At 71.8% G+C, this 20,273-nt stretch carries 20 protein-coding genes; 6 read left to right on the top strand and 14 right to left on the bottom strand.

Annotated elements, in window-relative coordinates:
• Position 1 precedes the first annotated feature (1 nt).
• From LQ51_RS16420 to LQ51_RS16430, 3 genes are read left to right on the top strand one after another with little or no spacing between them, the layout of a single operon-like run.
• Positions 2-1,873, top strand: a complete 1,872-nt coding sequence (locus LQ51_RS16420; RefSeq protein ID WP_046566724.1) for a hydantoinase B/oxoprolinase family protein — start codon at positions 2-4, stop codon at positions 1,871-1,873.
• Positions 1,870-2,496, top strand: a complete 627-nt coding sequence (locus tag LQ51_RS16425) for an isochorismatase family protein (RefSeq protein ID WP_046566726.1) — start codon at positions 1,870-1,872, stop codon at positions 2,494-2,496. Before LQ51_RS16420 ends, LQ51_RS16425 begins: the two co-directional genes overlap by 4 nt.
• The gene (locus LQ51_RS16430) at positions 2,493-3,392 is read left to right on the top strand and encodes a hydroxymethylglutaryl-CoA lyase (RefSeq protein WP_046566727.1); all 900 of its coding nucleotides are present in this window, start codon (positions 2,493-2,495) and stop codon (positions 3,390-3,392) included. Before LQ51_RS16425 ends, LQ51_RS16430 begins: the two co-directional genes overlap by 4 nt.
• Positions 3,393-3,557: 165 nt before the next feature.
• Here the strand turns inward: LQ51_RS16430 and LQ51_RS16435 are convergent, their stop codons facing one another.
• Genes LQ51_RS16435 through LQ51_RS16495 form a run of 13 tightly spaced genes read right to left on the bottom strand, consistent with a single transcriptional unit; the run spans position 3,558 to position 15,727 of the window.
• Positions 3,558-4,715: an acyl-CoA dehydrogenase family protein gene (locus LQ51_RS16435; protein ID WP_046566729.1), complete on the bottom strand. Its 1,158-nt coding sequence runs from the start codon at positions 4,713-4,715 to the stop codon at positions 3,558-3,560.
• A gap of 12 nt (positions 4,716-4,727) precedes the next feature.
• Complete coding sequence (locus tag LQ51_RS16440) at positions 4,728-5,105, bottom strand: Zn-ribbon domain-containing OB-fold protein (protein ID WP_046566731.1); 378 nt, start codon at positions 5,103-5,105, stop codon at positions 4,728-4,730.
• Positions 5,105-6,247, bottom strand: a complete 1,143-nt coding sequence (locus LQ51_RS16445) for an acetyl-CoA acetyltransferase (protein ID WP_046566732.1) — start codon at positions 6,245-6,247, stop codon at positions 5,105-5,107. The genes LQ51_RS16440 and LQ51_RS16445 overlap by 1 nt, the downstream gene beginning before the upstream one ends.
• Positions 6,244-6,687 (bottom strand): MaoC family dehydratase, encoded by a 444-nt coding sequence (locus LQ51_RS16450; RefSeq protein WP_046566734.1) that lies wholly within the window; start codon positions 6,685-6,687, stop codon positions 6,244-6,246. The genes LQ51_RS16445 and LQ51_RS16450 overlap by 4 nt, the downstream gene beginning before the upstream one ends.
• A complete protein-coding gene (locus LQ51_RS16455; RefSeq protein ID WP_046566736.1) occupies positions 6,684-7,184 on the bottom strand; it encodes an FAS1-like dehydratase domain-containing protein in 501 nt (166 codons plus the stop codon). Before LQ51_RS16455 ends, LQ51_RS16450 begins: the two co-directional genes overlap by 4 nt.
• The gene (locus LQ51_RS16460; protein WP_052744916.1) at positions 7,181-8,407 is read right to left on the bottom strand and encodes a RidA family protein; all 1,227 of its coding nucleotides are present in this window, start codon (positions 8,405-8,407) and stop codon (positions 7,181-7,183) included. The genes LQ51_RS16455 and LQ51_RS16460 overlap by 4 nt, the downstream gene beginning before the upstream one ends.
• Positions 8,404-9,798 (bottom strand): MmgE/PrpD family protein, encoded by a 1,395-nt coding sequence (locus LQ51_RS16465; protein WP_046566738.1) that lies wholly within the window; start codon positions 9,796-9,798, stop codon positions 8,404-8,406. Before LQ51_RS16465 ends, LQ51_RS16460 begins: the two co-directional genes overlap by 4 nt.
• On the bottom strand, positions 9,795-11,063 hold the full coding sequence (locus LQ51_RS16470) for a CaiB/BaiF CoA transferase family protein (RefSeq protein WP_046566740.1): 1,269 nt from the start codon (positions 11,061-11,063) through the stop codon (positions 9,795-9,797). Before LQ51_RS16470 ends, LQ51_RS16465 begins: the two co-directional genes overlap by 4 nt.
• Positions 11,060-12,094 (bottom strand): LLM class flavin-dependent oxidoreductase, encoded by a 1,035-nt coding sequence (locus LQ51_RS16475; protein ID WP_046566741.1) that lies wholly within the window; start codon positions 12,092-12,094, stop codon positions 11,060-11,062. Before LQ51_RS16475 ends, LQ51_RS16470 begins: the two co-directional genes overlap by 4 nt.
• Complete coding sequence (locus LQ51_RS16480; protein WP_046566743.1) at positions 12,091-12,630, bottom strand: MaoC family dehydratase; 540 nt, start codon at positions 12,628-12,630, stop codon at positions 12,091-12,093. The genes LQ51_RS16475 and LQ51_RS16480 overlap by 4 nt, the downstream gene beginning before the upstream one ends.
• Positions 12,630-14,168, bottom strand: a complete 1,539-nt coding sequence (locus LQ51_RS16485; RefSeq protein ID WP_231605766.1) for a class I adenylate-forming enzyme family protein — start codon at positions 14,166-14,168, stop codon at positions 12,630-12,632. Before LQ51_RS16485 ends, LQ51_RS16480 begins: the two co-directional genes overlap by 1 nt.
• 47 nt (positions 14,169-14,215) lie before the next feature.
• Positions 14,216-15,013 (bottom strand): SDR family oxidoreductase, encoded by a 798-nt coding sequence (locus LQ51_RS16490; protein WP_046566746.1) that lies wholly within the window; start codon positions 15,011-15,013, stop codon positions 14,216-14,218.
• Positions 15,014-15,052: 39 nt separating this feature from the next.
• Positions 15,053-15,727: an isochorismatase family protein gene (locus LQ51_RS16495; protein ID WP_082159467.1), complete on the bottom strand. Its 675-nt coding sequence runs from the start codon at positions 15,725-15,727 to the stop codon at positions 15,053-15,055.
• 175 nt (positions 15,728-15,902) lie between these two features.
• On the opposite strand from LQ51_RS16495, the gene LQ51_RS16500 reads away from it, so the two are divergent.
• From LQ51_RS16500 to LQ51_RS16510, 3 genes are all read left to right on the top strand, one after another.
• Entirely contained in the window at positions 15,903-16,769 is an 867-nt protein-coding gene (locus LQ51_RS16500; RefSeq protein ID WP_046566748.1) for a DUF4437 domain-containing protein, read from the top strand.
• 243 nt (positions 16,770-17,012) lie between these two features.
• Positions 17,013-17,846 (top strand): cyclase family protein, encoded by an 834-nt coding sequence (locus tag LQ51_RS16505; protein ID WP_231605767.1) that lies wholly within the window; start codon positions 17,013-17,015, stop codon positions 17,844-17,846.
• Positions 17,843-19,312 (top strand): MmgE/PrpD family protein, encoded by a 1,470-nt coding sequence (locus LQ51_RS16510; protein WP_052744917.1) that lies wholly within the window; start codon positions 17,843-17,845, stop codon positions 19,310-19,312. Before LQ51_RS16505 ends, LQ51_RS16510 begins: the two co-directional genes overlap by 4 nt.
• 74 nt (positions 19,313-19,386) lie before the next feature.
• On the opposite strand, the gene LQ51_RS16515 is transcribed toward LQ51_RS16510, so the two are convergent.
• Positions 19,387-20,229: an HpcH/HpaI aldolase/citrate lyase family protein gene (locus LQ51_RS16515; protein WP_046566750.1), complete on the bottom strand. Its 843-nt coding sequence runs from the start codon at positions 20,227-20,229 to the stop codon at positions 19,387-19,389.
• Positions 20,230-20,273: the final 44 nt, after the last annotated feature.

The following is a 20,273-nucleotide window of genomic DNA, read 5'->3' on the forward strand; positions in this document are numbered from 1 at the left end:
CATGGCACGCCTCATCGAGACCGCTACCGGACCGCTTCGTTCCGTGGATGTCGACCTGGTCACCATCGACCTGATCGAGAACGGACTGCGCAACGCCCGCTACGAGATGGACGAGGTGCTCTTCCGTACCGCGCTGTCGCCGGGGATCCGTGAACAGCACGACGAGTTTCCGCTGATCGCCAACCCCGACGGCAAAATGATGGTGGGACAGTTCGGGCTGTCCATCCCCGACTTCCTGGAGAACTTCGACGGCGACATCGAGGAGGGCGACGTCCTGCTGACGTCGGACCCCTACTCCTGCGGTGCGGCGATCAGCCACGCGAACGACTGGCTCGTGGTGCTGCCCATCTTCTTCGAGGGCCGCATCGTGGGCTGGGCGGCGATGTTCGGGCACATGTCCGACGTCGGCGGCAAGACACCGGCGTCGATGCCGACCGATGCCCGCACCATCTTCGAGGAGGGCGTGGTGATCCCGCCCTTCAAGTTGTACCGCAAGGGCGTGCTCGCCGAGGACGCCCTGCGGATCATCCTCAACCAGGTGCGGAAGCCCGACTGGAACCGCGCCGACCTCAACGGCATCGTCGCGGCGTGCCGGACCGCTTCCCGGCGGGTCCAGGAGATGTGCGCCCGGTTCGGGGTGGACACCTACAACTCCGCGCTCGACCAGCTCCTGGACCGCAACTACCGGGCGATGAAGGTACTGCTCGGGGCGGTCTTCAAGGAGGGCGAGACGCTGTCCTTCACCGACTACATCTGCGACGACGGCCTCGGCTACGGCCCCTACGAGCTCAAGCTCAGCCTGACCCGTACCGGTGACAAGGTGCTGCTGGACTTCACCGGCAGCAGCCCGCAGGCGCAGGGTCCGATCAACTACTACATCAACGAGAACCTCGTCCGGATGTTCTTCGGCATCTACATGATCACCGTCGCCGACCCGCAGATCCTCTGGAACGACGGCTTCTACCCGCTGGTCGACGTCACGATCCCCGACGATTCGTTCTGGAAGCCCAAGTACCCCGCTGCCCTCAACGCGCGTAACCACGGCATCGGTCGCGTCTTCGACCTGTTCGGTGGCCTGCTCGGTCAGACGAACCCCGGGCTGCTCAACGCCGCCGGCTTCTCGTCATCACCGCATTTCATGTATTCGGGCAGCTACGGGCCGGGTGAGCGCGAGGGCGAGTGGTTCCAGCTGTACTCGATCGGATTCGGCGGGATTCCCGGCCGGCCGGTGGGTGACGGCCCGGACGGCCACTCGCTGTGGCCGTCGTTCGTCAACATCCCGTGCGAGTACCTGGAGTCCTACTACCCGCTGCGGATCGAACGCTGGGAGACCATCGCGGACACCGGTGGCGCCGGGCTCCATCGCGGCGGGAACGGCGTCGACGTGGCCTACCGGTTCCTGGAGGCCGGCACGATCGCGATTCACGACGACCGCTGGCTCACCTATCCGTGGGGGGTCAACGGTGGCGAGCCCGGTGCGCGTGGCCGCAAGTGGCTCGAACGCGCCGACGGCGGCACCGAGATCCTGGGCAGCAAGGTGCACGACGTGCCAGTAGCTCCCGGGGACGTGCTGCATTTCGTCACCTGGGGTGGCGGCGGGTGGGGCGACCCGCTCGCCCGCGACCCGGAACTCGTCGGCCTCGAGGTCCGCCGGGGCCTGGTCAGCCCCACGGGGGCCCGCCGCTTCGGCGTTGTCTGCGACGAGGCCGGCACCGTCGACGTCGCGGCCACCGAGGAGGTACGGGCCGAGCTGCGCCACGGACGTCCGGACCCGCTGCCCACCTTCGACATGGGACCGCCGATGGAAACCATCCTGGACCGGTGCCTGGAGGAGACCGGTCTTCCCGCCCCTCGGCCGCCTGTCGCCCGATGAACCCCGTGCCGGACAGCAGCGACGACGGGTTCGGGGGCGCGCTCCTGCCCGGCGCCCGCCCCGCAGTGCTGGTCATCGATTTTATGCGGGCTTACTTCGACCCGGCCAGTCCGCTGTGCCTGCCGTCCGCGGACTGTCTGCGGTCGGCAGGCCGGGTCATCGCCGCAGCCCGCGACCACCGGCTTCCCGTGCTGCACACCCGCGTCGCGTACGGGCCCGGCGGTGTCGACGGAGGCCTGTTCGTCCGGAAGGTCACCGCCCTTCGGCAGCTCTTCTCCGGCGGTGGCGCGATGGGTGAGCTGATGCCGCAGGTCTGCCCCGCCGAGGATGAACTGGTGCTGGTCAAGCAGTACGCCAGCGCCTTCTTCGGCACGTCGCTGGCCTCCACCCTGCGGGCCGAGCGCATCGACACCGTCGTGCTGGTCGGCGTGAGCACGAGCGGTTGTGTCCGTGCCACGGCGGTGGACGCGATCCAGCACGGTCTCGTCCCGCTGGTGGTTTCCGACGCGGTGGCGGACCGCGCCACCGGCCCGCACGAGGCGAGCCTGTACGACCTGCAAGCCAAGTACGCCGAGGTGATCAGCGAGGCTAGGGCCGTCGCGTACCTGTCGGAGGAACGATGACAGTCATGGTCGACATCGTCGAGGTCTCGCCCCGCGACGGCCTGCAGAACGAGGCGATGCTACTGACCACCGCCGACAAGGTCGAGCTCGTCGACCGGGCGGTACGAGCGGGAGCCCGGCGGGTGGAGGTGACCAGCTTCGTCAACCCCGCCCGGGTTCCGCAGATGGCGGACGCGGACGAGTTGATGGCCGCGCTCCCCCGCCACGACGGCGTCCGATACGCGGGCCTGGTGATGAACCGCCGCGGCCTGGACCGAGCTCTGGCCGCGGGCGTCGACGAGATCAACGTCGTCGTCGTCGCCACGGACACCTTCTGCGGTCGCAACCAGGGCATGACCACCGCCCAAGCCTGCGACACGGCCGCAGTACTGGTGCAGGCGGCTCGCGAGGCAGGGGTGTTCACGACGGTGACCGTGGGTGCCTCGTTCGGATGCCCGTTCGAAGGCGAGGTCCCGCCGAACCGGCTGCGGGAGGTACTCACCCGGGTGCGGGATGCAGGGCCGGACGAACTGGCCCTCGCCGACACCATCGGAGTGGCCGTACCCTCCGACGTCACCGAACGGCTGACGCTCGCCCGGGAGATCACGCAATCCTGGACACCGCTGCGGCTGCACCTGCACGACACCCGACACACCGGCGTCGCCAACGCGGTCGCGGCAGTCCAAGCGGGCGTCACCACCCTCGACGCCAGCATCGGCGGGACGGGCGGTTGCCCGTTCGCGCCGGCGGCGACCGGGAACGTCGCCACCGAGGATCTCGTCTACCTCTTCGACCGCTTGGGGCGGCCCACCGGCCTGAATCTGGAGGAGCTCACCTCGGCCGTCGCCTGGCTGGAGCGGAGACTCGGCAAGCAACTCCCCGGCGCTCTGCTCCGGGCAGGCGGTTTTCCCACCTGAGCCCGACCTGGACGCCGGAGAGTCTGTCCGGTTTGGCGCGCCCGCCGGGATGCCGATCAAGACCGACGATGTGTGGCTGCTCGGCCGCGCCTGGTCCACTCCCGTCGGGTTCCTCCGCGGCTTTCCCGGGTCTGTCCGGGACGCCCAGTGAGGATCACCGGCGGATCAGACGGTCACCTCGCCGCGTACGAGCGCCTTCGCGACGACGGTCCGCAGGATGTCGTTCGTGCCCTCGCCGATGCTCATCAGGATCGAGTCCCGGTAGAGGCGCTCGACCTCGAACTCGGTGGAGTAGCCGTAGCCGCCGTGCACCTTCATCGCGTCGATCGCGGCCTCGAGGGCCACCTCCGAGCAGAACACCTTTGCCATCCCGGTCTGCCCGTCGGCGCGACCGCGCCGGACCGCGTCGGCCGCCCAGTACGCCATCAGGCGGGCGGCCTGGAGCTGGATCGCGATGGTGGCGAGCTTGAGCTGGATCGCCTGGAACTCGGCGATGTGCTTGCCGAACGCCTTGCGCTGCTGGGCGTAGGCCAGCGCCTCGTCGTGGGCCCGCTGCGCGATGCCGACCGACCGCGCGGCGATGTTGACCCGGCCCCACTCCAGGGCGGACAACGCCTGCTTGAGGCCGACGCCCTCGACGCCACCGAGCAACCGGTCCTTCGGTACCCGCACGTTGTCGAGGAGGATCTCGCAGGACTCGGTGCCCTTGTAGCCGAGCTTCGGGATGTCCCGCAGGACCTGGAAGCCGTCCAGCGTCGCGTCGACGAGCAGCACGCTCATGCCGGTGTGCGCGGGCGTGGCGTGCGGGTCGGTCTTGACCAGCACCGGCAGCGGGTCGGCGTACCGCGCGTTGGTGATCCACATTTTGGTGCCGTTGACGATGTAGTGGTCGCCGTCGAGGCGGGCGGTGGTGCGGATGCCCTGCAGGTCGGTGCCGGCGTCCGGCTCGGTGAGGCCGATGCCGGTCCGCCGGGCACCGGTGGCGAGGTCGGGCAGGTAGGCCTGCTTCTGCTCCTCGGTGCCGTGTACGGCGATCATCCGGCAGGCCAGGGAGTGGCTGCCGAGGATGCCGGCGATACCCATCCAGCCGCGGGCGAGTTCCTCGAACACCAGCGCGAACGAGACCGGGTCGAGGTCGAGGCCGCCGTACTGTTCCGGCACGGTGATGCCGAACAGCCCCATCTCGGCCATCCCCCGCACGATCTCCGTCGGGTACCGCCCGGTTTGCTCCCAGTCCCGCGCGACCGGGATGATCTCCCGGTCGACGAACGTGCGGAGCAGGGCGCGGAAGTCCTGCTGCTCCTCGGTGAGCGTGAAGTCCATGGGTAGCCTCCGTCAGCGGTGGAAGACCGGCAGCGCCCGGCCGTCGTCGAGGTCGAGCCAACCGACACGGACCGGGTCGCCGATCCGCCAGTCCTGCCCTTCGAGGGTGGACAGCACGAATGGTCCCTCGGCGAGCCGGACCCGGGCGATCGTGTACGGCACGGCAGCCTCCGGCACGGGTGCCCGGTGCACCACGGTGAACGTGTCCACGACGCCGTGGCCGGACGCCTCGACGAACCCGAGATCCACCATCGACGAGCAGGCGGTGCACAGCGCACGCGGCGGATGCTGGACGTGCCCGCATGACCGGCAGGTCTGCAGCGTGTAGCGGTGCTCCCGGGTGGCGTCCCACCAGCCGGCCGTCACGTCGTCGGGTGGCGGCACGTGCATCACCGCACCCCCAGCACGACCGTCGCGTGCGTGGACAGGATCCCGCCGGTCCCGTGCGCCACGGCCACCCGGGCGTCGGGCACCTGCCGGGCTCCCGCCTCGCCGCGCAGTTGGCGGACCGCCTCCACCAGCAGCAGCACCCCGTACTGACCGGGATGGCAGTACGACAGGCCGCCGCCGGAGGTGTTCAACGCCAGCTCACCGCCGGGACGGATCCGGCCGTCGGAGATGTAGTCGAGCACCTCCCCCGGCCCGCAGAAGCCCAGCGCCTCGATGCTGAGCGCGGCGGTGATGGTGAAGGAGTCGTACACCTCCAGCACGTCCACGTCAGCCGGAGTGATGCCGGCCCGGGCGAACGCCTCCCGGCCGGACTCGCGCGCGCCGGTGGCCGTCAGATCCTCGACCGCGGTCATCGACGTGTTCGTCGACCGTTCGCCGTACCCGAGAACCCGTACCGGCGGGTGCCGCAGGTCGCGGGCCCGGTCGAGCGTGGTGAGCACGACCGCCCCGCCACCGTCGGTCACCAGGCAGCAGTCGGCGACGGTCAGCGGGCTGGAGACCATCGGCGCGGCGAGCACGTCGTCCACGGTCAGCGGCCCGGCGCCGTAGCGGAACGCGACCGGGTTGAGCAGCGCCCACGCCCTGGCGGCGACCGCGATCTCGGCGAGCTTCTCCCGCGTCCCGCCGTACCGGTGGAAGTACTGTTGTGCCGCCATCGCGTAGTACGACAGCGGGTACAGGGGGCCGTACGGCGTCTCGAACTGGGCCTCCGGGATGTGCTCCTCGGCGACTCCGCCGAGGCTGCGCGAACGTGCGGAGCGTTGGTTCGACGCGAAGCTGATGACAACCGTGGACACCTGGCCGGCTTCGATCGCCTGGGTGGCACGGGCGACCATCATCTCGGCGGCCGACCCGCCGACGAACGTCGAGTCGACCCAGCGGGGCCACAGCCCGAGATATTCGGCGAGCTGTGTGGTGGAGAAGCGGGACACCCCCGTGGTGGCCAGTCCGTCGACGTCGCTGAGGGTCAGCCCGGCGTCGGCGAGCGCCCGGGTGACGGCCTGGGTCTGCAGCGTGAGCGTGGACTTTCCGGTGCTGCCGAGGTCGCACTCGGCCGCGCCGACGATCGCGACGCCGCTCACCGCGCGCCAGGCCCGTCGGCCGTGCCGAGCAGGACCGTCGCGTGGGCGGGGCGGGCTGCGGGCCGCTGTGGGCCGTACTCGCCGGCCAGGATAGTGGCGGAGAGGTCGACCCGGACGCGGTCGGAACCGACCTCGACCACGGTCGCCTCGCACCGGACCGTCTCGCCGGCGAACATGAGGTTGCGGAACGTGAACGACAGCTCGTGCACGAAGCAGCGCGGGCCGAGCGCGTCCTGGAGCAGCTCGACGAAGAGCGCCCCGAACACCTGCCCGTCCACGACCGGGCCGGGGACCCGCGCGGCGGCCACGAACTCGGGGTCGAAGTGCAGGCGGTACCAGTCCCAGGTGGCGCCGGCGTAGGCGACCATGTCGGTGAGCGTGATGGTGCGCTCCAGCGCGGGCAGCGCATCCCCGACGTTCGGTGGCACCCTCGATGTCATGCGGCACCGTCCAGGCTGACCAGGATGATCGTCTCCTCGTTGACGGCGAGCAGCTCGCCGTCCTGGTTGGTGTACGTCGCGCGCGAGGAGACCACGAGCATGTCCGCGCCGGTGCGGGTCTGCTTCTCGGTCAGGTCGTGGATCTCCCAGGTCGCGATGATGACGTCGTCGGGGCGTACCCGGCGGTGGAAGGTGTAGCTGTTGCCGCCGCGGACCTGGCGGGTGCCGGGGACATCGAGGTGCCAGGAGTGTCCGGCGTAGCCGTCGCTGTTCATCGGGAGGTTCGCGTACTGGTTGGTCTCGCAGATGAGCGTCGGCGGAGCGGTCACGCCCGGCAGGCCCTGCGCACGGGCGAACTCGGGGTCCGAATACAGCGGGTTGTCGTCACCGATGGCCAGGCCGAAGTACCGGCCGGCAGCGGCGCCGAGCGGTTCCGGCGCGGTGTACACCTTCCTCGTGCCCAGCAGCGCGCGCAGTTCGTCGGTCAGCAGGCTCACGCCGTCTCCTCCGCTCCGCTGATGTGCGGATACACCGCCGTCGGGAACACCTCGAGCAGGAACTCGGGGCGCAGCAGGGCCTTGCAGATCGCCCCGGTCGACGCCGGCCAGGGCGGGCTGAGCAGTCGTTCCCGCACGCCGGCCACGCCCCGGTACGCCGGCAGCGCGGACTCGACGCAGTACTCGACCGTCTCCAGTAGGTGCTCCGGTCCGAGGCCGGCGTGGCGCAGCAGGTGCAGGATCGCGCCGTACGTCGCCTCGGCCTGCGCCACGATGTCGTCGGGGTGCAGGGCCTGCTGCGTCTGCATGTCCAGCGCGGCGAAACCGGACATGTACAGCGTCCGGCCGGCCCGGACCCCGGGGGCGTAGGTGAGCGTGTCGTAGCGGGACCAGCCCGGGTTGACCAGTTCCAACCGGTGCCGGGAGGCTGTGACGTCGATCGCGACGAGCGCGTCCGGGTGGTGCAGCCGGCTCATCAGGATGCCGCCCGCGCCCGGGTACACGCCGGCGCCGCCGAGGCGTTCCCGCCGCACGCGGTGCGTCCGGCGGTACACGTCGCGGGTCTCCGGCGTCGAGTAGTCGTAGGTCGTGACGACCGCGTCGAGGGACAGCCCGACCGCCGTGAGCAGGTCGCCCGCCCGGTCCAGGCAGTAGGCGTACTGCGCGGCGAAGTCCCCCGGGTGGACCACGGCGCCGGTGGCGTCGACCGGGAGCATCGTGGGTAGGTACACCGCGCCGTCGTGACCGGTCCGCACGGTGGAGGCCTGCCAGGTGCCGGCCGGCCGGGGCTCGCTGGCGGCCAGCACCTCGCCGCCGCCGCGGACCGCGTGCAGCTCGACCTCCAGCAGCGCGGTACGCCGCACGAGCCGCTCGACGACGACCGTCCGTAGCACGGGCTCGTGGTCGCCGAAGACCTCCCGCCGGACCGCCGCGGCCGCCTCGTACTCGGCGAGTCCGGCGACCGTCACGTTCTCGGTGACCCGGGTGACGTCCTGCGGCCCGAACCCGGCGGCCGCCAGGATCGTCAGCACCTTCTCGTACGCGGTGCGCGCCTGCGCCGCCATGTCCCCGGTGACCGTCATCCTGCCGACGGCCTCGTCGAACGCGGCGGAGGTGTGGCCGGAGGTCCAGGCCGCGTCGCCCTCGGCGAGGCCGAGGCAGAACGTGAAGCCGTCGTACGGGAACCAACGGAAGGAGGGCGGTTCGATGGCGTGTGGTGTCACGGGCGGTCCCTGTCGGTACCGGCGGCTGCCAGCGCCGCCATGAGCGGTTCGATGGTGTCCAGCTCGTCGAGACGGGACAGCAGGTCGACGACGTCTGCGGTGTCGCCACCGGCGTTGCCGTGGAACTTCGCGACGAGTTGCTGGTCGGTCAGCGGGTTGTCCGGGCCGCCCGCGCTGCGTGGCACGCTGCCGGGGACGGCCGAGCCGTCGACGAGCGTGATGCGGGCGGTGCCGGGCGCGTCGGCTGCGGGGCCGCCGGTGGGGGCAACGTGCCAACGCACCAGCCGGGCAACGCGTTCCACCTCGGGTCGGCCGAGCGAGTCCGGCTCGTACGTTGCGGTGGTCAGGTCACCGTCGACGACGGCGGCGGCGATGCTCCACGGCAGCGAGAACTTCGCCGCGTACGGCGACGCCGGTCGCGCCAGGTCCCGCCGGGTGTCGCAGACCGTGGGCACCGAGTCGGGGTGCACGTCGACGTCGATCGCGGCGACGTCGACGGAACGGACGCCGCCGCGGCGCACCGCGTCGCGGACCGCGTCGATCGCGGCGTGGGAGAGTTGGCACGCCGGGTACGGCTTGATGCCGATCCGGGTGGTCTCCCAGCGTGTGCCGAGCTCGGCGGTGATGGACGCGAGGTCGACCGCGCCGGCGGCCAGTGCGTCGTAGACACCGTGCGGGCCGTCGAGGACGTTCGCCGGGCCGCCGGCCCCGGCCGCGGCCAGCCGGGCGGCGAGGATACCGGCGTGCCCGGCGAATCCCGGGTGCAGCTGCTTCGTCGAGGCGCCACTGTGCAGGAACGCCAGGAGCCCGCCGGCCTGGCTGCCGGCGATGCCGAGCGCGTCGGTCGTCCGCGCGGCGTCGAGGCCGAGCAGCCGGGACGCGACGATCGCCGAGGAGAACACGCCGGCCACCATCGTGGCGTGCAGCCCGCGGGCGTGGAAGCCGTGCGACGCGGCGGCGGCGACCCGGCACACGGTCTCGTAGCCGACCACGGCGGCCTCGAGCACGGCCCGGCCGGGCGCGCCGACCTGCTCGCCGACGGCGAACGCGGCCGGCAGCACCACGGCTGTGGCGTGCACGAGGCCGCCGGCGTGGGTGTCGTCGAAGTCCAGTGCGTGCACGAGGGTGCCGTTGGCGAGCGCGGCGGCCGGCGCACCGACCCGGCCCTGCGACCCGATGATCGTCGCCTCCGGCGGGCCGCCGAGTCCCCGGGCGACGACGACGGCCGGTATCGGCGACGGCCCACCGGGCTCCCCCGGCATCGGGCTGGCGCGCAGTCCACCCAGCGCCGTGCCGACCCCGTCGAGCAGGTGCCGCAGCGCTGCGGCCCGGACCGTAGCCGGCATGTCGACGTGGCCCGTGCCCCACTCGGCAAGCTCCTCGGCGATCATCGTGAGGTGGCGGTGGTGTCGAGGCGGTCAGGGGTGTCGGGGGTGTTCGCGCCGGGTGCCGGCTCGGCATCGCCGAACGCGCCGGCCGCCCGCAGCGCCACCACCTGAGACTCGTCCAGGCCCAGGATCTCCCCGGTGACGAGTGCGAGGTCCTCGTTGCGCTGCGGTGCCCGGCGGTAGGTGGGCGTCTCGTCACCGACCCGCACCGGGGACGCGAGTTGCCGTACCTCGCCGTAGCGGGGGTGGTCGGTGGTGACCACGAGGTTCCGGGCGGCGGTGTGCTCGTCCACCAGGGCCGCGCCGACGTCGTTGATCGGGCCGCACGGGATCGACCCGGCGTAGAGCTGCGTGAGCCAGTCGTCGACGGTCTTCTGCCGGAAGATCGCCTCCAACCGGGGCACCAGGTCGGCGCTGTGCTCCCGCCGGCCGGCGAAGGTCGCGTACGGCGAGCCGGCCTCGGCCCACTCCGGGTGGCCGACGATCTGGCACAGCCGGGCCCAGAACTTCTCCTTCGCGCAGCCGACGACCATCCAGCCGTCCTTGGCCTCGAACGCCTGGAACGGCACGAGCGACGGGTGGGCCGAGTGGTGTGTGCGGACCGGCTGGAACCCGGTGTTCAGGTGCCACGTCGCGGGATAGGTCAGCATCGACACCGCGGTGTCGTAGAGGCTGACGTCGCAGTCCATCCCGACGCCGTCGCGGCGGGCGGCGTGCACCCCGGCCAGCAGCGAGATCGCGGCCACGAAGCCTCCCGAGTAGTCCACCAGTGACAGTCCGGACTTGGTGGGCGGTCCATCGGGCTCACCGGTCAGCTCCATCCAGCCGGCGAGACCCTGCAACACGTAGTCGTAGCCGGGTTCCTGCTTGCGCGGCCCGGTCATCCCGAACCCGGTCAGCGACACGCACACGATGCGCGGGTTGAGGTGCTTGAGGTCGTCGTACCGGATGCGCAGCTTCTCCGGCACGTCCCCGCGCAGGTTGGAGTACACGACGTCGGAGACCGCGACGAGCTGTTCGAAGACGCCGCGCCCGGCGGCGGTACCCAGGTCGAGAGAGATGCTGCGCTTGTTGCGGTTGAACGTCTCGAAGAAGAGCGAGTCCTCGTCCTCGGCGTACGGCGGCACGTATCGGCCGACGTCGCCGCCGGCCCGCGGGTCCTCGATCTTGATGACCTGGGCGCCGAGGTCGGCCAGGTGCACGCTGCCGAACGGTCCGGCGCCGTACTGCTCGACCGCGATGATGCGCAGGTCCTCCAGCGGTCTCACGTGGTCGCTCCCGTCAGCTCACCGATCAGTGCGATGATCTCGTCCTGGGCCGCGCGGATCTCGACGGCCGGCAGCCCGTGGGTCGGCGGGCTCAGCTTCACGGTGTCGGCGATGCCGTCATAGGCCGCGATCCGGGCGGCGACGTCGTCGCGGGTGCCGGCCATGGTGAGCGCGTCGACCATCCGGTCGCTGACGCTGCCCGCGAGGTGGTCCGCGCCGGCACCGGCCCGGAACCCGTCGATGACGGCCTGCTGGTCCTCGGCGAGGCCGTGGAACGCGAAGAAGTCGGCGTAGGTGCGGACCGTGGCGTAGAAGCCGACCACCCCGGCGGCGCGGCGGCGGGCGAGCGCGGGGTCGGCGGCCACCGAGCAGCACGCGGAGACGACAACGTCGACGTCGTGGCGCGTCTTGCCGTCCGCGCGGTCGATGCCGAGCGTGAGGTCGGGCAGGATGTGCTCCCGCAGGTACCCCGGTGAGCACAGCTCGTGGCTGATCCAGCCGTCGCCGATCTCGCCGGCCAGCCGGGTCATCAGCGGGCCCATCGCGGCCAGGTACACCGGGATCGGCCGCTCCGGAACGGCGTACGGCCGCTCGTAACCGCGGATGTGCATCGGCTCGAACTCGCCGTCGGCACGGATCTCGGCGCCGGTGGTGCAGGCGTCCCAGAACAGCCGGATGTTGTGGACCGTCTCGCGCAGATGACCGACCGGCTTGCCGAACGGCACGTTGTGCCATTGCTCGTTGAGCCGGCGCACCCCGGAGCCGAGGCCGAGAACGAACCGGCCACCGGACAGCTCGTCCAGGTCGAGCGCCTCCAGCGCGGTGATCATCGGGCTGCGGGTGAACGCCAGGACGATCGAGGTGCCGATCCGTGCGGTCGACGTCGCCGCGGCCAGGGCCGCGGCGGTGCCGGTCGCGCTCCGGTGCAGCTCCGAGGCCCACAGCACCTCGGCGCCCGCGCGTTCCGCCCGGCGCCCGGCGTCGGCCAGCTCCGCGAGCGTCTCCCCCCACGGCTGGTACGTGAGCCTCATGCCGTTTCCTTGCTGTCGCCGTCGAGGGAGAGTGGGGACTTCCCCACCGGGAAGAGGTTTTCCAGCTGTTCGGCGCCGCGGCGGTACACGTAGAACGTGCGCTTGAAGGAGCAGACCTCGTCGCCGTGCTGGTTGAGCGTGCGGGTGCGCACCGTGACGATGCCGGCATGCGGGCGGGACGCGGATTCGCGCTTCTCCAGCACGAGCGACTCGCTGTAGAGCGTGTCACCGGCGAACACCGGGTGGGTCATCCGGATCTCGTCCCAGCCGAGGTTCGCGAACGCGTTCTGGGTCAGGTCGGTGACGCTCTGCCCGACCGCGATGGCCACCGTGAGTGTCGACACCACGAGCGGCTTGCCGAACTCCGACCGCGCGGCGTACGCGGCGTTGAAGTGCATCTCGTTGGTGTTCATGGTCAGCAGCGTGAACCAGGTGTTGTCGGTCTCCGTGACGGTGCGTCCCAGCGGATGCTGGTAGACGTCTCCGATCTCGAAGTCCTCGAAGAACCGCCCGGTCCAGCCTTGCTTGAGCCCCATCAGCCAATCTCCTCAGAACGTGCGAGGTACCCGTCGCGGATCGTCCGCTTGAGGATCTTGCCGCTCGGGTTGCGCGGCAACGCGTCGACGACGTGCCACTCGCGGGGCACCTTGTAGCGGGCCACGTGCTGCCGGACGTGGCCTTCCAGGGCTCCGACGTCGATCCGCGTCCCCGGGCGGGCCACCACGAACGCGGCGATGCGCTCGCCGTACACCTCGTCGGGCACGCCGATGACGGCGACCTCGTCGACCGGCTGGTGGCGGGCGATGACCTCCTCGATCTCGCGCGGAAAGATGTTGACCCCGCCCGCGATGATCATGTCGTTCTTCCGGTCGACGATGGTGACGAAGCCCTGCTCATCGCGCACGGCCACGTCGCCGACGGAGAAGAACCCGTCGGCGTCGTATCCGGCCCGGGTGGCCTCCTCGTCGTCGAGGTAGCCGGCCAGCAGCAGCGGCGAGCGGGCGAACAGCTCGCCGGGCTCACCCGGCCCCACTTCGTTGCCGTCGTCGTCGGTGAGCCGGATCTCGTTCCAGAACCAGGGATGCCCGACACTGCCGGCCCGTTCCAGGGCGAACTCGGGGCGCAGGTTGGTGACGATGGAGCACTCGGTCGAGCCGTACAGCTCGTGCACGTCGACGCCGGGGAACGCGGCGATCACCCACTCCTTCAGCGCGACCGGCAACGCGGCGGCGTTGAAGTAGAGCGTCCGCAGCGCCGACAGGTCGTACCGGGCGGCCGGCTCCTCGCAGAACCGGCGGAGGTGCTGGGCGTGCGTGGGCACCAGGAACACCGTGGAGGCGCGACTGGAGACCATCAGGTCCAACAACCGCTCCGGATCCCAGGTCGGCAGCACGCTGCACGAGCCGCCGAGCATCGGGGCGGTGTAGGCGAACGCGAACCCCGCGCCGTGGTACATCGGTGCGACGGCGATCGTGCTGCGGTTGGGGCCGAGCCCGTAGTCCAGCCCGACTCCGAACGCGGTGAGGACCCGTCCCCGATGGGTCAGCAGGACGCCCTTGGGCCGCCCGGTCGTGCCGGAGGTGTAGGTGATGCAGAACGGGTCGAGTTCGTCGACGGGGACCTGCGGATCGACCGCGCGGCCCTGTCCCAGGAACGTCTCGTACCGCTGGCCGACCTCGCCGGCGAAGCTGAGCACGAGCGGCAGGTCGTCGAGCAGGCCGTCGACGTTGCCGGCCAGCTCGTCGGCCAGGACGATCCCCCTCGCCCGGGAGTGGGCGAGGATGTACGCGTTGTCCGAGCTGTTGTTCTTCGTGTTCAGCGGCACGGTCGGGATGCCGGCCTTGGCCATCGCCGCCGATATCTCGAAGTACTCGTAGCGGTTGTTGCTCAGCACCGCGATCCGCTCACCGGGGGCGATGCCGTGCGCGAGCGTCGCGGACGCGAGCCGGTTGGAGCGCTCGTCGAGCGCGCCGAACGTCACGGCGTGGTCGCCGTCGACGACCGCGACCCGGCCCGGCGTGGCCCGGCCGAACTCGCGGATCCCGGCGGCCATGTTGAGCTGCACACCCTTCACCCCGGTGCCATCCCTCCCTGAGTCTTTGACGCGCATGACGGCCCCGGTCAGAGTCCGTAGCGGGCGAGCACGTCCCGCTTGCCGGGGATGAGGACCTTGCGGGTCATCCGGCCGGTGGTGAGCCACGCGATCGCGTCGCCGTTCCTGGTGCTGGTCAGCATCCGTTCGACCAGGTACGGCGCGACGTCGTCGACGTGGTCGCACAGGATGTTCAGCCACCTGCGCTGCCGCGCCACCTGCTCCGGCGCGGCGGCGGCCTCGCGCAGCCACCCCTCGGTGATGAGGATGCCGGGGCGGATCTGGCCGATCCGCACGCCGGTGCCGGTGACCTCCTTGGCCAGTGCCCGGGTGAAGGAGTCCAGACCGCGTTTGGTGGCCGCGTAGACCCCCATGCCGGGGCGGATCCGGCCGTCGCTGCCCCCGCCGAGCATGTTGAAGACCTGGCCGCCGCCGGCGGTGAGCATGCCGCGGACGGCGACCTGCGACCCGTACACGGTGCCGAGCATGTTCGTGGTGACCATCGTCCGGACGTCCTCCGGCGCGGTGTCGACGATCGGCCGGGTGGTGTTGGCGACACCGGCGTTGTTGATCCACAGGTCGACGCCGCCCAGCGCGTCGACCGCGGCGTTCCACATCCGCTCGACCTGCTCGGCGTCGGTGACGTCCACGGCGAACCCGTGGACCGTCGCTGCCGTGAGGGCCTGTGGGCGCAGCCGTGCGACGGCGTCGTCCACGGCCGGCCGCGAGCGCCCCGAGACGACGACGGAGTGGCCCCGCGAGAGCAGCTCGCGGGCGAGCGCGAAGCCGATCCCCCTGGTGCTGCCGGTGATGACTGCCTTACGCATGACTGCTCCTGCCCACTCAAGTCGGGAGAACGGGTCCGGTCAGTGGCCGGCCAGCCGGGCGACCGCGTCGGCCAGCGGCACCACGTCGGCATACTTGGCGTCGAGGTCGAAGAGGTTGGCCTCGTGCGGGCCGGGATCGCGGTCGGCGCACGCCTCGCGCACCACCATCGGGCGGAACCCGTGTTGCAGGGCGTCCACCGCCGACGCGCGGACGCAGCCGCTGGTGGAGAAGCCGCCGAGCACCACCGTGTCGACGCCGGCCGCGGTGAGCCAGGCGGCCAGGGCGGTTCCGGCGAAGGCGCTGGCGTAGTGCTTGTACACGATGTGATCGCCCGGGGCAGGCGTGACCTGGGTCGGGAAGTCGCCGAGTGGGTTGCCGGCGGCGAACGCGGTCAGTGCCGGCACCTTCGTGGCGAACAGGGGTGCTTCGGCGCAGGACTCGTCGGCGTACCGCACCGCGGTGAAAGCCACCGGAACCCGGGCGGCGCGGGCGGCCGCCACCAGCGCGGCCAGCGCGGCCAGCGCGGCCTCCGCGGTGGCCAGGAACAGCGGCGACGAGGGTACGGCGTACGCGGCGACGGGGTCGACCAGCACGAGCCCGGGCCGGGTGCCCCAGCCGAGCCGGCGGGCGAACCCGGCACCGGCGTAGTCGGCATCGAGCCTGCCGCCGCGCGCGGTACCGCTGGGGGTGGTGGACAGCTCGGCACCGTTCATTCGACGCAGCGTATGCGATGGATACGCCGTTTCGCTAGGGGGAACATTGCGGGACGTTGGGCTTGCCGTGCCCGTGGAAACAGTGTTTCCATTGCAGCCATGCCGGTCTCGGACGGCGCCGATCTCACCATCGCCGGCTGCCGGGCGGCCTGAAACGCGAAGTGAGGAGCTGCGGGTGCGAGCGCACGTCGAACTGATTCACGAGAATGACTACATCTGGCACGTCGGGGAGCTGCCGCACGGTGAGGGCCGGGTCCACGAACGCCGGCTCTCCACCGACGAGGAGGACGGATCGTCCTCGCTGGCGTTGCGGTTCGACAGCGACTGGGGGCGCGGGCCGGGCGTGCCGCACGCCGACACCGAGTTCTTCGTGCGGTCCGGCTCGCTGATCTACGGCGGTCAGGAGATCGGCCCGGGCGGCTATCTTCAGGTGCCCCGCGGCGTGCCGATGGACTGGATCAAGATCCGCGAGGGTTCGTCGGTGCTGCACTGGCGCGAGTACGGCGACTGCGGTTTCGACGTCGAAAAGGCACAGTGGAGTCCGGCCTCGGCGCGGTGGGAGAACGCTGTCGGCGAGGTGACGGTGGTCGATTCCAACGACATGGAGTGGACCGCCGCCCCGACGGTCGGACCGCTCACCCCGCTCTACATCAAGCTGCTGCACCGCGACCCGGTGACCAACTTCTACACCCGCCTGATCCGGGCCCACAAGGGCTGGAGCGACCACCGACTGGCCCACCACCCCTGCTACGAGGAGTTCTACACGCTCGGCGGGAAGATGGCGTACAACTTCGGCGACATCGACGAGGGCACCTACTGCTTCCGGCCGGCCGGGGTGAAGCACGGCCACTTCGTCGCCGAGACCGACATCGACTGGATCATCCGGTCGGACGGCGAGCTGGTCAACTGGTACACCACCGATGAGTGGGTCAAGTGGGGCGGCACGGCGACCAACTACCACGAGCACGACGAGGCGCCGGTCATCTCCACCCTGCCGGTGCGGTCCCGTTCACGCGGCCCCTGGTCCGGCGACGGGATGTGACGGCCACGGGGTGCGACGCGGCCACGACCACCGCCGCGTCACACCCCATGCTCGCCGACCGCCGTGGGCACCTCGTTCCCACGTACGGCAGTACCAGCACGCCGCCCTTGACCAGCAGGTCGTAACGCGCCACCGCACACCCCTTCACCGGCTGCGTTTCGCAGGACGTGACAGAGTTTCCATTACTGAGAAAGGGCGGCTAGATTGACGTCCCAACCCTCGGTCGGTCCAAGTGGAGGTCCCGTGCCCGGTGCACCGCAACCCGACGTCGACCCCGGCGTCACCGCGCTGTGGCCGGCGCTGGCCGGGGCCCGGGTCATCGACCTGGCCCAGCCGATGCGCCAGGGAATGCCCCAGTCACCGAACCACCCGCCGTTCCGGATGGTGATCGAGCGCCGCCACGGCGACCTGGTGCGCGCCGACGGCGGCAGCGCCGCCAACGAGGTCATCATCACCGGCGGGCACGTCGGTACCCACGTCGACGCGCTGGCCCACGTCTCGCAGGACGGACTCGTGCACTCCGGCCGGCCGGCCGCGGCAGCGCAGTCCCACAAAGGCTTCGCGGAGCTGGGCATCGAGACGTTCGACCCGTACGTCGGACGGGCCGTGCTGCTCGACGTCGCCGCCGTGCACTCCACCGCCGTGCTGCCGGCGGGTTACGAGATCACTCCGGACGACCTGGAGCGGGCCGCCGGGAACACCCGGATCGCACCGGGCGACGCGGTCCTGATCGGCACCGGCTGGTCGCGGCGGTGGGGCGACGGAGCAGCGTTCGTCGGGCTCGCCGACGGCGTACCCGGCCCCGGGGTGGCCGCCGCGCGCTGGCTCGCCGAGCGCGCGCCCAGGGTGGTCGGTGGCGAGACGATCGCCTTCGAGCACCTCGCCCCCGGACGCGGGCACGCCACCCTGCCGGTGCACCGGATCCTGCTGGTGGAGCACGGGATCAACATCGTGGAGACGATGAACCTGGCCGCGCTGCTCGACACCGGGGTCCGGGAGTTCCTGTTCGTGCTCAACCCGCTGCCCATCGTCGGAGCCACCGGCGCCCCGGTCCGCCCGCTGGCGGTTCTGCCGTGACGGCGGGCGGAGGTACGGCCGGGACGACGGCCGCGCCGGGCGACGAGCCCACGCTCAGCGCCCGGCTGGCGCGCTTCGCGGTCGACTGCCGTGACCACGGAGTACCGGAAGCCGTCCGCGCCGACATCCCCGGCCGGGTGCTGGACATCCTGGGGCTGGCCCTGGCAGCGCACGCCGACCCGGGGGCCGACGCGGCGGCGGCCGCGCTGCGGTCCGTGCGGCGCTGGGGCGGCATCGGCGAGGCCACCGTCATCGGCTCCGGCGATCGGCTGCCCGCCCCGGCCGCTGCTCTGGTCAACGGGGTACTGGCCCACTCGCTGGACTTCGACGACACGCACCTGCCCTCGGTGCTGCACCCGAGCGCCAGCGTCGTGCCGGCCGCGCTCGCCGCCGCGGAGGCGGTCGAGACCGGTGCGGCCGCCGGCGGCGCGGCCCTGGTCGCGGCGGTGGCCGCCGGGATCGAGATCACCAACCGGCTCGGCATGGCCGGCTACCTGCCCGCAACAGGGGCCAACGTCTTCTTCGAGCGGGGCCAGCACGCCACCTCGATCTGCGGCACGATCGGCGCTGCCGTCGCGGCCGGCCTGCTCTACGGCCTGGACGACGTGGGCATCGGCCACGCCATCGGGATCGCCGCGAGCATGGGCGCCGGCATCCTGGAGGCCAACCGCACCGGCGGCTCGGTCAAGCAGGCCCACTGCGGCTGGGCCGCCCACGCCGGGGTGAGTGCGGCGGTGCTGGCGGCCGACGGGCTGACCGGGCCACCGACCGTGCTGGAGGGACGGTTCGGTTTCTTCACCGCGCACACCGGCGACTTCACCGCCGACGCGCTGCTGCGCGGGCTGGGCACCGAGTGGGAGGTGCTGCGCACGGTCTACAAGCCGTACCCGTCGAACCACTTCACCCACCCCGGCGTCGACTGCGCCCTGGCGCTGCGGGCCGGCGGGCTCGACCCGGCCGACGTCGCCGAGATCGAGCTGGGGGTGGCCGCCCCGGTGCTGCGTACCATCGCCGAACCCACTGCCGAGAAGACCCGCCCGCGCAGCGCGTACCACGCGAAGTTCTCCGGCCCGTACACGGTCGCGGCGGCGCTGCTCGGCGGTGGCGGTCTGGGGTTGTCGCTCGACGACTTCGCCGGCGAGCTGCCGGCCGACCGGCTGGCGCTGGCGGCCCGGGTCCGGTGCGTGGCCGACCCCCGGGCGTCGGAGCTGTTCCCGCGGGCGTTCGCGGCGGTGCTGCGGGTGCGGACCCGCGGCGGTGCCCTCATGGAGCACCGGGTCGACTCATCGCGCGGCGGGCCGCAGCATCCATTGAGCGCGGCCGATCTGGCGACGAAGTTCCAGCTCAACGCCGAGCGGGCGGTTCCACCGGCGCAGATCGCCGCGCTGCGCGACGCCGTGCTCGGCGCCACCGGTGCCGGGGTGACGCCGTCGGCGCTACTCGCGCTGACCGCCGCGGCTCGCTGAGAGCGGCTCGGGGCAGCCGTGCCCACCGCCGCAGCCGCGCGTGCTCGGCAGATGCCCGGGTTTCGGGCGGGCGTCTACACGGCCAGGGCGAGCAGGCGCCGGGCGGAGCGGACCACCGCCTCGTCCACCAGCCGGCCCTGTGCGTCGAGGCAGACTCCCACGCCGTCGCGGACCGCCGCGTCGAAGCGGGCCACCAGGTCCGCCGCCGTCGCCACCTCGTCGGGTGCGGGGGTGAACACCTCGTTCACCACCGCGACCTGCGCCGGGTGGATACAGGCCCGGCCGACGAAGCCGAGCCGCCGCAGCGCCATCGTCGACTCGCGCAGCGCGACCAGGTCCCGGAAGTCGGTGCTGACCGGCCCCACCGGAGGCTCGATGCCGACCGCCGCGCTGGCCAGCACCACCTGTGAGCGGACGAAGAGCAGTTCCCGCTCGTCCGGCCCGAGCGTGACACCGAGGTCGGCGCGCAGGTCCGCCTCGCCGAGTTGCAGCCGCCGTACCCGGGGTGAGCGGGCGATGTCGAGGACCGCGGCCACGGCCGCCGCCGACTCCAGCAGCGGCACCACGGGGGTCGCGCCCACCGGCGACCCGGCCGCCGACTCGGCCGCACCGAGAACCTCGTCCAGGGCGACCAGTTCGGCGGCGGACTCGGCCTTCGCCACACAGAGCCCGGCGAGCCCCGGCCCCACAACGGTCGCCGCGTCGACGTGGCCCAACCGGCCCGGGTTGATCCGCACCCACCAGGCGACCCCGGGTGGTGCGGAGCGCAGGAAGGCGGCGACCGCCGAGCGGGCGGCGTCCTTGCCGGCCTGCGGCACCGCGTCCTCCAGATCGACGATCACCGCGTCCGCGCCGCGCCGGGCCGCCTTGGCCAGCTTGTCGGGCGCGTCCCCGGGCACGTACAGGTACGACCTCAACGGCTTCGGGCCCTCCCGCTCGACAACGCCCCGGCGATGCGGCC

This window comes from Micromonospora sp. HK10 (genome assembly GCF_000982955.1).
Taxonomy (GTDB): domain Bacteria; phylum Actinomycetota; class Actinomycetes; order Mycobacteriales; family Micromonosporaceae; genus Micromonospora.